We start from the raw sequence: 13,620 nt of genomic DNA, 5'->3' as shown, positions 1-13,620 counted from the left end.
GGCCTTGCGCTCAGGTGTAAAAAAAGTGGTAACAGCCCTGGGAGTAGGGGCGCATTTGGAAAAATGGGGATACGATTCAACCCAAATCCAGGAACTCGACTGGCAGGAAGAAATAGTCCTCGATAGTACCCTGACATTGACGGCTCTGCCTGCCCGCCACTTTTCGGGCCGGGGTTTCAAGCGCAACCAAACGCTGTGGGCATCCTACATGCTTCGCTCTCCAAATTATTCGATTTATATTGGCGGTGACTCAGGTTATGATGCTCATTTTAAGCAAATTGGTGAAAAATACGGCCCAATTGATCTGGCTATTTTGGAGTGTGGTCAATACAATGAATTCTGGAAATACATTCACATGATGCCCGAAGAAACCGCTCAGGCAGCCCTTGATTTGCAGGCCAAAGTGCTGATGCCGGTGCATTGGTCAAAGTTTACATTAGGGTTACATCCCTGGTACGAGCCAATTGAACGGGTAGTGGCTGCCGCAGCTCAACGCAACATTCCACTTGCCACTCCTTTAATTGGACAGCCCGTTTTTATAGGGAAGGAATATCCCACGGCACTGTGGTGGCGGTAGTTTTTTACCCACTGGATTAGAAAACAAAAGGGTCAGAGATACGTTAGTACTAAATAATTGTTGAATATTTTATTGTAAACCAGTGGTTAATTAATAGTTTAAGGCTCTTTTCATAACAGCTCTTCAATTTATTGAAAATACCTGCAGGTTTTGTGAGCACTATGGCATAGAAATTTTATAGAGCGATCACAAGAGACAAAATAGTTCTTAGTCAGTAATTTACAAACTTAGAATTTTATGGAAAAGAGGACACCGGGCAAGCTAAGGGTTGGAATTTACCGATTCTGGATCGAGTATAATCAGTTTTTTCACGGAGGTACTACGCCACGTTTGAGAAAAAGAGCGAAGCAACGCAAGGTCAACGCTGGGGCTGATTTTGGACGTAGAGCACCTCTGGATAAACTAGATTTAGCGGGTTTTTCGGGACTTTAAAATCCCCTTAGGTTTGGCCTGGATATTTTGAACCGTTTAACCCCTATACTCATGAAAAAAGAAAAAGTGAATGCAGCACAATCAGGGACATTTCTGCTTGGCGGTGACTTACCAATTAATCGAATGGGCTTTGGAGCGATGCGAATCACCGGAGCCGGAATATGGGGGCCGCCTACCAACAAAACAGAAGCCTTGCGCGTGCTTCGCTGCCTCCCCGAATTAGGTGTGAATTTTGTTGATACAGCCGACAGTTACGGCCCCGATGTCTCGGAAGAGTTGATTGCGGAAGCGCTTTATCCCTATCCCAAAGGAATGGTTATTGCCACCAAAGGGGGCTTTATGCGGCCCGGACCCAATAAATGGAAACCTAACGGCAAACCCGAATATCTGCTGGAAGCGCTGAAAGGTAGTCTTAAACGTCTGAAAGTAGATCGTATAGATTTGTACCAACTGCATCGCATTGACCCTGAGGTGCCAATGGAAGATAGTTTGGGCGTGCTCAAAGATGCTCAACAGCAGGGCTTGATTAAGTATTTTGGTCTGTCGGAAGTATCGGTTGAACAGCTTGACAAGGCTGCTCAAATTATTGATATCGCCTCGGTACAAAATATGTACAACCTCATTGAGCGGCGTTGGGAAGATGTGCTGACCTGGTGCGAAGAGCATCAGGCCGGGTTTATTCCTTGGTACCCACTTTCGGCAGGAAGTATTGATAGTCAGGAGATTATTGGTTCAATTGGTGCAAAGCACGGGGCTTCCGGATATCAGGTTGCGTTGGCGTGGCTTCTGCAGCATTCGCCCGTTATGTTACCTATTCCGGGGACTTCTACAACCAACCACCTGGAAGAAAACGTAGCTGCCGTGCAGGTGGAACTTGACGAGGAAGATTTGAGCAAATTGAATGAAATATATCACATGCAGAAATAATAAAGAATTTGCCTCAGGTAAATTTTTAAAAAGGAGATAAACGAAAAAAGCTGCCCAGAATGGCAGCTTTTTTCGTTTAAGGAGAATCTCAATTTCTTATTTTAGAATCACTCCGTCGGCTACAAAAGCCAGTTCTTTCTTTGGTTCGGTGATTTTAGCAATTTCTTCTTTGCTTTTTCCGGCATCTTCCGCATAGTGTTGCAACTCCGAAACGGGCGTGGTCTTTTGTTCAGCTAATCCTTCAAATACCACCGTTTTCCCGGCTATATCTTTTGGAACAAAAAAACCATAATCTTTAAAAGTAACCCGCATCGTTTCGCCATTGTCAAGCATAACTTTCATCCAGCATCCTTTGGCCTGGCAAACCGACTCCACCGTGCCGCTTACCTTGGCTTTCATGGATTCTTTGCTACCCATTTTTTCGGGCAGTTGAGCAGCCGAAACCGCAGATTTTTCATTAATTTTTTTACCAAAATACTCCTGAGCCTGCACCTGAACGCTGAAAAACAGGCAGGTAAGTAAGACAAATACGTGTTTCATAGGAATAAGAATCTTAATTTAGTTTGCTTTAACAAAGATACGGGTTACGGATTGAAAAAGTATGTGAAGTAGCTATTAATCAGTTTTCAGGATAAAGGAAGGTCATCATTCCAAAACCTGTACCCACCCTTTGCACTGATTGCCGGCGGGGGTAATGATCTCATAAAAATACGTTCCGTTACTTACATCTTTTCCCCAGGTATTTTGATAATTCGTTGATTCAAAAATCTGTTTTCCCCAGCGATTAAAGACATGCAGGGTGGCATTTTCGAGAGGCACGATGAATACATCGTTTTTCCCATCGCCATTGGGCGTAATTACGTTGGGAAGAATGAGCGGCGGTTCGGCGATCAACGTTTGTGAAACCGTCAGCGCACAGCCCGCCCGGTTATAGGATGTCAGCGAAACCGTGTACTCACCCGGCTGATCGTAGATTTTATCCTGTACATCGTTGGTCGAAAGCGGTGCGCCCAGGCCAACGTTCCATTCGTAGCGCTCGGCATTGGCTGTGAGATTTCTGAATCCATATTTAATAGGCTCGTTACACGCTGCCTTTGAACGAATTACCTCAAAAAGTGGCTCATGCGTACGATCAACCTCTACCATAATTTCTTTCACCGGACGACAGCCGTCTGCGTACACGGCTTCTACCAAATAGGTGGTGGTTTGGGAGGGAGCGGCCATTACTACGGTTCCATTGGTTGCACTTAGCGTAGAGTCACCTTTCCACAAAAACTCCCGGGCTGCACCTGCTGCCTGCAAGGTTACGGTTTCGCCCGCGCACACGAGCGTGCCAGCACTAACCGAGAAATCCGGTTTGGAGTCATCTATCGTAACCCTAACTGTTTGCGTCGGCGTGCAGCCATCGCTGTACTGCGCCTGCACGGTGTAGGAGGTTGTGCTGCCCGGCTGAACAATCAGCTGAGAGCCGGTAGCGGTGTCAGTACTTGTGGCCCCCAACCAGGTAAAACCATTTGCCGCACCAGAGGCAACGAGCGTAACCGTTTGCCCGGTACAAATCGTGGTATCTTTACTAATCTTGAAATCTGATTTTGAATCATCAATTTCTACTTGCACCGATTTGGTTACGACGCAGCCCGATTCGTCCCGGACGGCTACGGTAAACTCAGTGGTTTCGTTAACAACCGCAATAGGTGTAGCACTTTCGGGATTATCCAGTCCTGCCGCAGGCGACCAAAGATAACTTGTACCGCCTTTGGCAAGCAGCGGCACAGGCGTTCCGTGGCATACGGTAGTATCGCCGTCGGTCTGAACATTCAGGCTTGTTACGATGATTTGGCGAGTTGCAACATCAACTTTTTTACAAGTCAGGCGATTAAAAGCCCGCAGGGTTACAGTATACGTTCCTGCTTCTTTAAAGCTATATTCACTTTGATCTTCTTCTCTCGAAAAGCCGCTGCCATTTACTTCCCAGATATAGTCAACACCGCCTTCGCTCGTATTGACAAACGTAAGATTCAGCGGTGCGCAGCCCCGAACGACATCTTTTCGTGTACCTTCATAGACATCAAAATCGGCCTTTAAACGATCAATATCCAGTTTGAAAGCGGCATTATTGCAGTTGTCACTAAGGTTTGTTTTAGACCAGGCCGTGGGTGAAGTTGGGAAACGGGTGCCGCCGCATGCACAGGTAGCGTGATACACCACCCCATTTTTGTCAAATCGACTCGTTCCGCCATCCACGTGATCGCCCCGGTCTTCCTCAGCAATAAATGGACTCACACTCCCAAAAAAAGTAGCGTAAAGCAATGATTTGGCGCCGGCTTCCAGAATAGCCACGTAAAAATTATTGCCGTTTGTGGTGCGTTGCAGTGCATCTTCGGTTACGGGCATGCCGTTGGTGGAGCTTTGTGCATTGTAGGCCGTTCGTACGTTGACCGCGCCGCCCCATCCGGAAATGTAAATATTGCCGCACTCATTGACCAGCAAAGCCGTGGGCGAAATATCGGGCACACCCCGACGGGAACCAATGACGGTTGAAAACAGCGATTGGGAAAGTGTAGCGTCTAGCGCATGAATAAACTGACCGCTGCGGGCGTTGGCATACACACCTTCACTGATGGGATATTCGCCGCGGGTCAGGCCAAATACGTGCACATTGCCAGCCGGATCGAGATCAAGCAGGTAGGCGCCATCGGCGGCGTCGGTGCCGAGGTAGGTTACCTGTTTGAAGGTTTGATTGGAAAACCGGGCGATAAATGCGTCTTCATTGCCCTTAATCTGAGGCTGAAAAGCACCTTCCTGCGTAGGTAAATTAGGGCTTTTGGTAATGCCCGTAATGAAAACATCGCCCTCGGGTGTTGGCTTTATGGAAAAAGCTGCATCAAAATCAGAACCACCAAAATAGGTACTCCATTGCAGGGTTGAAAGATCGGACGAGAGTTGAGAAATGATGGCGTCCTGCCGGCCTTGAAGGCTGGTTTGAAACGCATTTTTTAGCGGAAAATTGGTGGAATTTACCGACGAAACTACCAGTACATTTTCTTGCGCATCAAGCACAATTTCGCCCCGAAACGTATCGCCATAGTTTCGGGTCTGTATATTGGAAACACTGCTCAGACCGTCGTTCCCTGAGCCCCCGAGATAGGTAGAAGCCAGCAATTGCTGACCATTGGCGCTAAGCCGGGCAATGTAAATATCGCTGCCATTGGGCAAGCCCAACCCGTCGATAGGCGTAATGCCGGCGCCACCACCAAAATTACGCTGGAAGGCAGTTGCAGTAGTAGCGAAGTTTGTGGACGAGGTTGTTCCATAAATAAATAAATCACCTGAACTATTGGTAACCAGGCTATTCGGGATGTCGGTACTATTGCCACCCAGAAACGTAGCATACAAAAGTTGCGAGCCGTCGGGACTAAATTTCATGAGTCCCGTATCTACCAGGCCTTCAAAATTAACTTCGTAGGCTCCCAGCGTTACCGGGAAATTTACCCCGAAAACCGTTCCGCCCGAAAACAAATGTCCCGCCGTGTCGTACGTAGCAGTGTGGCCCCAATTGTCGGCGGTAGAGCCCGAATAGGTCGAAAAAATAAGCTCAGGGTCTATGACCAGCGTTTGGCTGTGGTCATAATCGTTGGGCAGCGAAAACCGGATTTGTTTCCCGTCCAGCACATAACCCGATTTTACCTCCCGGGTGCGTTCCTGAATTTCCTGAAAGGTATAGGGTTTTGCTTCTTTCAGCGGGCCAAGCGTGGTTTCTACCACTACCTGTCCATGCTCGTTCAGCGAGAGATCAGAAGCTCCTTCATAGCCCAGCCTGATGCGGGCCGCATCCGCACCGGGATTTACGATAAACTCATATTTGATGGTATTTTCGTAGGCATAAATCCTGAAATCAATCCCCGGATAAATCTCCCGGTAGCGCACTTCCCCAAAGCCCCCGGCGTTGGTAGCCCATTGGCTTGAAGGCCCAACGAAGTAATTATAGCTGCTTCCGTCTGCGTGAGTTGGCGTAAGTTGCACGGCTACGTTGCTGTCCTTAAAATTGACTTCAACACCATGCGCCTTTATTGTAGTTAAAGCAGACCGCTGCGGGGAGTCGCCGCTCAGCGGTTGTCGGGCATGCTGTGCCGATACGGCCCGGCCATCGTAAAAAACATAGACAAGCGATTGTTTTTTGAGGTATAAAAATCCACCGGGGATTTCGGCCCGGAAGAGCAATTCGGTGGGCCATTGTCCTTTGTTTTGGACAAAACGTAAGCCTCCGGCCATTCCTACACCTACACACCCAAGCCAAACCGCCACAAGGAGACTGATACGTCGTAAAATTGGATTCATACAAACGAGGTAAATATATCTTTCAAATTACAAAAGTCAAGCCAAAAAGTGAATACAAAACCGATTGTGCGTTACTATTTGAACGTCGAAACGGAAAGGATATTTTCACAAAATTCATATTCCTGCGGCTGATTTGAACCAATTATAACCATTTGATTTTTAGTAAGTTGAGTTACATGATCCAGGTACCAGCGGGTAGCAGTGGCATCTAGATTGGACGTTGGCTCGTCGAGAAATACAAGAGGCACGTCCGACAAAAATGCCAAACCGAGTTTTACCCGCTGCTTCATACCCGACGAAAAATGCCTCAACACTTTATGGCGTGCGTGCGAAAGCTGCACAAATTCTTCAAACTCAGAAGAGCCGAAACCCGGTTTAAACGGTTTGAATTTCTGATGAAAATCAATGAGTTCGCGCAGGGTAAACTCCTCAATAAGTTCCAGGTAAGGCGCCGCAAGTACCTGTTCTTTATACCAAACATCAATATCCAGTTCTTTTCCATCTTTTACATACTGAATCGTGCCTTCGGTGGGCGGCATGCTGCCCATCAGCAGTTGCATCAGCGTCGATTTTCCGCTACCATTTGGCCCAACGAGCGTGTAACTTTCCCCGACTGTGAAGTCGACATTAACTCTCCGGAAAATCCATTCCGAAATAAACTTTTTTCCTAGGTTCTGAATGCTTAGCTGCACAACTGTAAAGAGTTCAAAAGTGGGTGAGAAGGTTGGAACAATCGCCGGCTCATCTATTTTTTTTTGTAAAATTCGGTGAATAAGTCGTTCCCTGAAAATGCCTTTTTAATTTCTCTAAAAATATATACTACTTTGATTTTTAATGAATTAGCTAAAATGATGTAGCATCAGGAATAGTTTGTGGAACGAAATCGCTGATAGATAGCCCGTTAAAAATGCGCTCGAATTTACATAGAATACTTATTTTGGAGGGTAAAACCTAAACGAAGAAACATGAAACTTACAAAAAAAAATCGGCAGTGGCTCGTGGCTATGGCTTTGCTTCTGCCCGTGGCTGCCTCGGCGCAGGCTCCAAAGAAGGGAAATGCGCACGAGTCACTTGTAAAAGAATTGACCCAAAAAGAAACAACCTATGGCGAGGCGGCGCTTAAAATCTGGAATTTTGCCGAACTGGGCTATCTCGAAGAAAAAAGCTCGGATCTGTTGCAGCAACTGCTTGCCAACGAAGGATTTACCATTCAAAAAGGAGTAGCCGGTATACCCACGGCTTTTGTCGCAAGCTATGGCGAAGGGCAGCCTGTCATCGGTATTTTGGGCGAATATGACGCATTGCCCGGCCTGTCTCAGCAAGCCGTACCAACCCGGCAGCCACTTACTGCGGGTGCGGCGGGGCATGCCTGCGGGCACCACCTGTTTGGGGTTGGCTCAGCGGCGGCGGCAATTGCGGTCAAAAACTGGCTGGTAACTACCAAACAAAAAGGTACGATTCGCTTTTTTGGCGCACCCGCCGAGGAAGGCGGCTCGGGCAAAGTATACCTGGTTCGGGCGGGGTTGTTTAAGGATGTAGATGCCGTGCTGCACTGGCATCCTGCCGATTCCAACAGCGCAAGCCCGGGCTCTTCGCTGGCCAATATTTCGGCCAAGTTTCGGTTTTCGGGCATTTCGGCGCATGCGGCAGGTGCGCCTGAGCGGGGACGTTCGGCGCTAGATGGCGTGGAAGCCATGGATTATATGGTCAATATGATGCGCGAACACGTACCGTCTGACGCCCGGATTCACTACGTAATTACACAGGGCGGCAAGGCGCCTAATGTTGTGCCCGACTTTGCGGAGGTGTACTATTACGTACGTCATCCGCGCCGCGATGTGGTTAAAGATATGTGGGAGCGGATTGTAAAAGCCTCCGAAGGAGCGGCGATGGGGACGGGCACAACCGTGGCGCACGAGATTATCGGCGGAACCTACGAACTTTTGCCGCTGGAATCGCTTGCCAAAGTGATGTATAAAAATCTGAAAGAAATTGGCGGAGTGACCTACTCGGCTACCGAAATGGAGTTTGCCCAAACCCTGCAGCCTTCCCTTGCCCTGCCCGAAGGCAGCGCTCCTGCACTGACCTCTGCCGCCGACATTTTGCCGTACGAGTACGAGCGCACCGGCATGGGCTCCACGGATGTAGGCGACGTGAGCTGGACCGTGCCGACCGTGGGGCTGCGCACCGCCACGTGGGTGCCCGGCACGGCTGCTCACAGTTGGCAGGCAGTTGCTGCCGGAGGTACGAGCATTGGCCGAAAAGGCATGATGGTTGCCGCAAAAACGATTGCGACCACGGCCGTAGACCTGTTTTTGAACCCCGCAACGCTAACGGAAGCCAAGGCAGAACTGGATCAAAAACGCGGGAAAGGATTTGTGTATGAAGCGTTGCTGGGCAACCGTCCGCCGGCGCTGGATTATCGAAAATAGGAGCTGTTGATTTGACAGAAAACCACCGAATTTTGGTAGTGGTCCGGCTTGAATTTGTAACTCAGCCGGATCTGCCGGAATTCGGTTTTTTATTTCTCCTGCCTAAAAAAATACCTTCTAAATCGACTTCTGGTAGGTAAAGAAAAAAATAAACGCCCTTTGACAAGCAGACAACAACTCGTTTTGTCGTCATAGTTTTTAATGAAAATCTGGTAACTAGTTGTGATGAGTGCTTCCCAAAAAATTCTTGAATCGATTCAGGTAGACGAGTTTTCGGCTACACCAAAATACCTGCAACTCAGCAATTCAATCGTAAAAGGTATTCAGGCCGGACTGATTGTGAAAGGGGATATGATGCCTTCGATCAATGAGGTAAGTTTTGAATTTGATATTTCACGGGTAACCGCCGAAAAGGGCTACAATCATCTGAAAAGCATCGGTGTGTTGGGCTCTGTGCCCGGCAAAGGCTATTTTATTAAAAGTACCGAGTATACCCAAACCCTGAAAGTTTTCCTGCTTTTTAACAAATTGAGCCCGCACAAAAAAATCATTTACGACTCCTTTGTCGAAACATTGGGCGCTCAGGCGGCCATTGATTTTTATATTTATAACAACGATTTTGGCCTTTTCAAACGCCTCATCGAACAACGCAAGGAAGAGTACACGCACTACGTCATCATTCCTCATTTTATAGAAGGTGAAGAAAAAGCGTACGAGGTTATAAACACCTTGCCCAAAGATCATCTGATTATTCTGGACAAAATTATTCCGCGCATCAGTGGCGACTTTGGGGCTGTGTACCAGAATTTTGAACGGGATATTTATACTTCTCTCGAAAAAGCGGGCGAAGAATTGGCACGATATGAAACGCTGAATCTGATCTTTCCGGAAAATAGCTACGCTCCGCGGGAAATTATAGATGGGTTTATCAAATTCTGTCAGAACTATGCCTTCAATTACCGCATTATCTCATCTATTCAACATGAATTAATCTCTGAAAATCAGGCGTATATCAATATAATGGAAGATGATCTGGTACTATTAATTGAAAAAATTATGGCGCAATCGCTGGTATTGGGGCAGCAGGTGGGTATTATTTCGTACAATGAAACTCCACTTAAACGATTGATTTTAAATGGATTGACAACAATTTCCACCGATTTTAAAGCAATGGGAAAAAAAGCCGCCGAGCTGATTTTAACCAATTCAAAAGAGCATATCGAAAACCCATTTTACCTCACCCTTCGCTGTTCTTTGTAAAAAATCTTTTGGCCCAAATCAGGCTTTTTGAAATCCCGAGAATCCGTTGTGGGTATTTTTACCAAAAGATAAAATTGATAAACAATTGATAATCAATGGTCAAATTTGGGTTGTCACTTGAACTTTACCAATATTAAAATTCGAGCCCTGTACGTGGTACGGTGCAGGACAGTTAGGTTAATTCAAGTTAATACTTTTGAACTACGTATAGAAGTATAAAATTCAAGTATAAAAATTTACGCAATGGAACCAACGAAAACCTTTAATCATGTAAGTTACTTATGGGACGAAGCCAAAGCCGCCGAATTAGCGGGCGACGAAGTAGCTTTGTTTCTTTATCGCTCCAATATTCTGGGAGCTGATCTAAGAATTACCAATTATGGAGGAGGTAATACAAGTTGTAAAACCATTGAAAAAGATGTACTTACGGGAGAAGATGCCGAAGTCATGTGGATCAAAGGATCAGGAGGAGATATCGGCACATTGACCCGCAAGGGAATTGCCGGATTATATACCGAGCGGTTACGCTCACTCAAATCTATTTATCGGGGGCTCGAACATGAAGATGAAATGGTAGCGCTGTTTTATCATACGCTCTACGACCTCGAAAGCGCAGCTCCATCTATCGACACGCCCCTGCACGGCATGTTGCCTTTCAAGCATATTGACCACCTGCACCCGGATGCACTCATTGCCGTGGCCGCTGCCAAAGACAGCGAGGCCATCACGCGCGAAATTTGGGGTGACACGATGGGGTGGGTACCCTGGCAGCGTCCGGGGTTTGATCTGGGGCTGCAACTGGAAAAATGCCTGAACGATAATCCCGGCATTCGGGGCATTGTACTTGGGAGCCACGGGTTGTTTACCTGGGGCGATACGTCCTATGAATGCTACATGAACAGCCTGGAAGTAATTGAGCAGGCTTCGCAATACATTGAGGAACGTTTGGGCAAAGATCGTCCGGTGTTTGGAGGTACCGCACTGGAAGCCCTGCCCGAAGCCGACCGCAAAAAACAGGCTTCTTTACTGGCTCCGATTTTGCGAGGATTGTGTTCTAGCGAAAAACGTATGATCGGTCATTTTACGGACGACGAGCGGGTGCTGCAATTTGTGGGGAGCCACGATTTGGCCAAGCTTGCGCCTTTGGGAACTTCCTGTCCGGACCATTTTTTGCGTACTAAAATTCAGCCTTTGGTGCTTTCGCTCGCACCTGATGCCGATTTGACGCAGGTGGCCGAGGTTCGCAATAGTTTGGTGGCTTCCTTTGAGCAGTATCGTCAGGAATACCACAACTATTACGAAACCTGCAAACGTGACAACAGCCCGGCGATTCGTGACCCGAATCCGGTGGTGATTCTGTATCCGGGTGTGGGCATGTTTACGTTTGCGAAAAACAAGCAAACGGCTCGCGTTGCGGCTGAGTTTTACATCAATGCCATCAACGTCATGCGTGGCGCGGAGGCCATTTCTGAATATACTGCGTTGCCACGTCAGGAAGCGTTTGACATCGAATATTGGTTGCTCGAAGAAGCCAAACTGCAGCGCATGCCCAAAGAGCAGCCGTTGTCACGCCGGGTGGCTATTGTCACCGGTGGAGGTGGCGGAATCGGGAAAGCGATTGCCGATAAACTTGCCGCCGAAGGTGCCAACGTGGTATTGACCGATATTGTGGAAGACCGCCTGAAAGAAGCCAATGCTACGTACAAGCGCGACGTGTCGGCCTATGCTGCCGGAGACGTAACCAATCCCGCAGAAGTAGAAGCTACGTTTGAAAAAGCCTGTCTGGAATTTGGCGGCGTCGATATTGTGGTGCATTGCGCCGGACTGGCGATTTCTAAACCGCTGGAAGAAACAACGCAGAAAGATTGGGATATTTTACAAAACGTGCTCGTCAAAGGGCAGTTTCACATGGCTCAGTCGGGCGTGGCTGTGATGCGTAAACAAGGTTTTGGCGGAGATATTGTCAGCATTGCTTCCAAAAACGGACTTGTGGCCGGGCCCAACAACGTGGCTTATGGCACGGCCAAAGCGGCACAGCAGCACATGGTGCGGTTGTTGGCGGCTGAGCTGGGCCCTGAGAAGATCCGGGTAAATACCGTTAATCCAGACGGAGTAATCGTTGGTAGTAAAATCTGGGAAGGCGCCTGGGCCGAAGGGCGCGCCAAAGCCTACGGAATTTCGGTCGAAGAACTTCCGGCTTTTTATGCCAAAAGAAACCTGATGAACGAGATTATTTATCCAGAAGATATTGCCAACGGGGTTTTTGCTTTGGTGGCGATTTTGGATAAAAGTACTGGCAATATCATCAATGTAGATGGTGGAATGGCAAACGCATTTGTACGTTAAATTATGATTATTTCAAAAGATAAAATTCAGGATTTGAACCAAAAAGGACTGGCCGAACAGGCCGAGTCCTTTGGTTTTTTAAAACTTGCTCTTGATAAAAAAGGCGTTGACGCCGAAACTATTGTACAGCATCTGGCCGATTTTCAGGTCGCTATTCCGAGCTGGGCACTGGGTGCCGGCGGAACCCGCTTTGGGCGATTTTCTGCCGGAGGTGAACCTTCGACACTCGAACAAAAAATTGAAGATATTGGCCTTATTCACTGCCTCACCCAAACCGCCGGTGCGGTATCGCTGCACATTCCGTGGGATATTCCGTCAGACCCGGAGGCAATCAAACAGTTGGCCGACAGCCACGGGATTGCCTTTGATGCGGTCAATTCCAATACGTTTCAAAATCAGGCCGATCAGACTTTTAGCTATAAATACGGTTCTTTGGCCGATCGGCAGCAGGCCGTTCGGGAGCAGGCAATTGCGCACAATCAGGAGGTCATCCGAATCGGTAAAGCACTCGGATCGCAGTCGCTTACCGTTTGGCTGGCCGATGGAGCGAGTTTCCCCGGACAAAATAATTTTCGGAAATCCCTGCAACACACGCAGCGGGCTTTGCAGGAAATTTACTCAGAATTGCCCGCCGACTGGCGCATGTTTATTGAATACAAGCCCTACGAACCCTACTTCTATTCAACCGTCATTCAGGATTGGGGAACGTCGCTGCTGCTTGCCGAAGGCTGCGGTGAAAAAGCGTTTTGCCTGGTAGATTTGGGTCATCATTTGCCAAACACAAACATTGAACAGATTGTAGCTACGCTGATGATGAAAGGAAAACTGGGCGGGTTTCACTTCAACGATAGCAAGTATGGCGACGACGACCTGACCGTGGGCAGTATCAAACCGTATCAGCTCTTTTTGATATTCAATGAACTGGTTTACGGCATGAATAACAACGAAGCGAATAACCCGCCACTCGCCTGGATGATCGATGCGAGCCATAATCTGAAAGACCCGCTGGAAGACTTGATTCAGTCGCTGGAAGCCATTCAGCTGGCCTACGCACAGGCATTGCTGGTCAATACGCCCGCACTGGAAGAAGCTCAGATTCAGAACGATGTGGTGCTGGGGCAGGAGCTATTGCAGGATGCTTACCGTACGGACGTGCGCCCGTTGATTCGGGAAGCCCGGCTTCGGCGGCAGGGTGCTCTCGATCCAATTGCTGCGTACCGTTCATTTGATGTTCGGAATGAGTTGGTTCGGGAAAGGGGCCTGAAAACCGTGGCTACCGGACTTTGAGATATTTTTTTTAGGATAAAA

The 13,620-nt window shown here is 47.9% G+C and carries 10 protein-coding genes; 7 read left to right on the top strand and 3 right to left on the bottom strand.

The window, feature by feature from the left end:
• The 3 genes from EZE20_RS19715 to EZE20_RS19705 all read left to right on the top strand — a co-directional run.
• Window positions 1–577: MBL fold metallo-hydrolase (locus EZE20_RS19715; protein WP_132120934.1), on the top strand; the 577-nt coding region annotated here is incomplete at its 5' end.
• Window positions 578–814: 237 nt separating this feature from the next.
• A complete protein-coding gene (locus EZE20_RS19710; protein WP_132120932.1) occupies window positions 815–1,009 on the top strand; it encodes a hypothetical protein in 195 nt (64 codons plus the stop codon).
• A 51-nt stretch (window positions 1,010–1,060) separates the two neighbouring features.
• Window positions 1,061–1,936 (top strand): aldo/keto reductase, encoded by an 876-nt coding sequence (locus EZE20_RS19705; RefSeq protein ID WP_132120930.1) that lies wholly within the window; start codon window positions 1,061–1,063, stop codon window positions 1,934–1,936.
• A 96-nt stretch (window positions 1,937–2,032) separates the two neighbouring features.
• Here EZE20_RS19705 and EZE20_RS19700 read toward each other — a convergent pair whose 3' ends face one another.
• The 3 genes from EZE20_RS19700 to EZE20_RS19690 form a co-directional block, all read right to left on the bottom strand.
• Complete coding sequence (locus tag EZE20_RS19700) at window positions 2,033–2,476, bottom strand: DUF4920 domain-containing protein (protein WP_132120928.1); 444 nt, start codon at window positions 2,474–2,476, stop codon at window positions 2,033–2,035.
• A 105-nt stretch (window positions 2,477–2,581) separates the two neighbouring features.
• The gene (locus EZE20_RS19695) at window positions 2,582–6,274 is read right to left on the bottom strand and encodes a DUF7948 domain-containing protein (RefSeq protein ID WP_132120926.1); all 3,693 of its coding nucleotides are present in this window, start codon (window positions 6,272–6,274) and stop codon (window positions 2,582–2,584) included.
• Between the two features lie 74 nt (window positions 6,275–6,348).
• A complete protein-coding gene (locus EZE20_RS19690) occupies window positions 6,349–6,966 on the bottom strand; it encodes an ABC transporter ATP-binding protein (RefSeq protein WP_132120924.1) in 618 nt (205 codons plus the stop codon).
• Window positions 6,967–7,239: 273 nt separating this feature from the next.
• On the opposite strand from EZE20_RS19690, the gene EZE20_RS19685 reads away from it, so the two are divergent.
• From EZE20_RS19685 to EZE20_RS19670, 4 genes are all read left to right on the top strand, one after another.
• Complete coding sequence (locus tag EZE20_RS19685; RefSeq protein ID WP_228713898.1) at window positions 7,240–8,706, top strand: amidohydrolase; 1,467 nt, start codon at window positions 7,240–7,242, stop codon at window positions 8,704–8,706.
• A gap of 225 nt (window positions 8,707–8,931) precedes the next feature.
• Complete coding sequence (locus EZE20_RS19680; RefSeq protein WP_132120922.1) at window positions 8,932–9,966, top strand: GntR family transcriptional regulator; 1,035 nt, start codon at window positions 8,932–8,934, stop codon at window positions 9,964–9,966.
• A gap of 243 nt (window positions 9,967–10,209) precedes the next feature.
• Window positions 10,210–12,312: a bifunctional aldolase/short-chain dehydrogenase gene (locus EZE20_RS19675; protein ID WP_132120920.1), complete on the top strand. Its 2,103-nt coding sequence runs from the start codon at window positions 10,210–10,212 to the stop codon at window positions 12,310–12,312.
• A 3-nt stretch (window positions 12,313–12,315) separates the two neighbouring features.
• On the top strand, window positions 12,316–13,599 hold the full coding sequence (locus EZE20_RS19670; RefSeq protein WP_132120918.1) for a sugar isomerase: 1,284 nt from the start codon (window positions 12,316–12,318) through the stop codon (window positions 13,597–13,599).
• The last annotated feature ends 21 nt before the right edge of the window (window positions 13,600–13,620 follow it).

Source organism: Arundinibacter roseus (assembly GCF_004348825.1).
GTDB lineage: Bacteria > Bacteroidota > Bacteroidia > Cytophagales > Spirosomataceae > Arundinibacter > Arundinibacter roseus.
The sequence above is the reverse complement of the archived record's forward strand: the minus strand, read 5'-3'. Positions and strand labels throughout refer to the sequence as shown.

Bases quoted from the DNA above. Each gene is read 5' to 3' on its own strand.
- EZE20_RS19710 (WP_132120932.1), top strand. From the start codon at position 815: ATGGAAAAGAGGACACCGGGCAAGCTAAGGGTTGGAATTTACCGATTC.
- EZE20_RS19705 (WP_132120930.1), top strand. From the start codon at position 1,061: ATGAAAAAAGAAAAAGTGAATGCAGCACAATCAGGGACATTTCTGCTT.
- EZE20_RS19700 (WP_132120928.1), bottom strand. From the start codon at position 2,476: ATGAAACACGTATTTGTCTTACTTACCTGCCTGTTTTTCAGCGTTCAG.
- EZE20_RS19695 (WP_132120926.1), bottom strand. From the start codon at position 6,274: ATGAATCCAATTTTACGACGTATCAGTCTCCTTGTGGCGGTTTGGCTT.
- EZE20_RS19685 (WP_228713898.1), top strand. From the start codon at position 7,240: ATGAAACTTACAAAAAAAAATCGGCAGTGGCTCGTGGCTATGGCTTTG.
- EZE20_RS19680 (WP_132120922.1), top strand. From the start codon at position 8,932: ATGAGTGCTTCCCAAAAAATTCTTGAATCGATTCAGGTAGACGAGTTT.
- EZE20_RS19675 (WP_132120920.1), top strand. From the start codon at position 10,210: ATGGAACCAACGAAAACCTTTAATCATGTAAGTTACTTATGGGACGAA.
- EZE20_RS19670 (WP_132120918.1), top strand. From the start codon at position 12,316: ATGATTATTTCAAAAGATAAAATTCAGGATTTGAACCAAAAAGGACTG.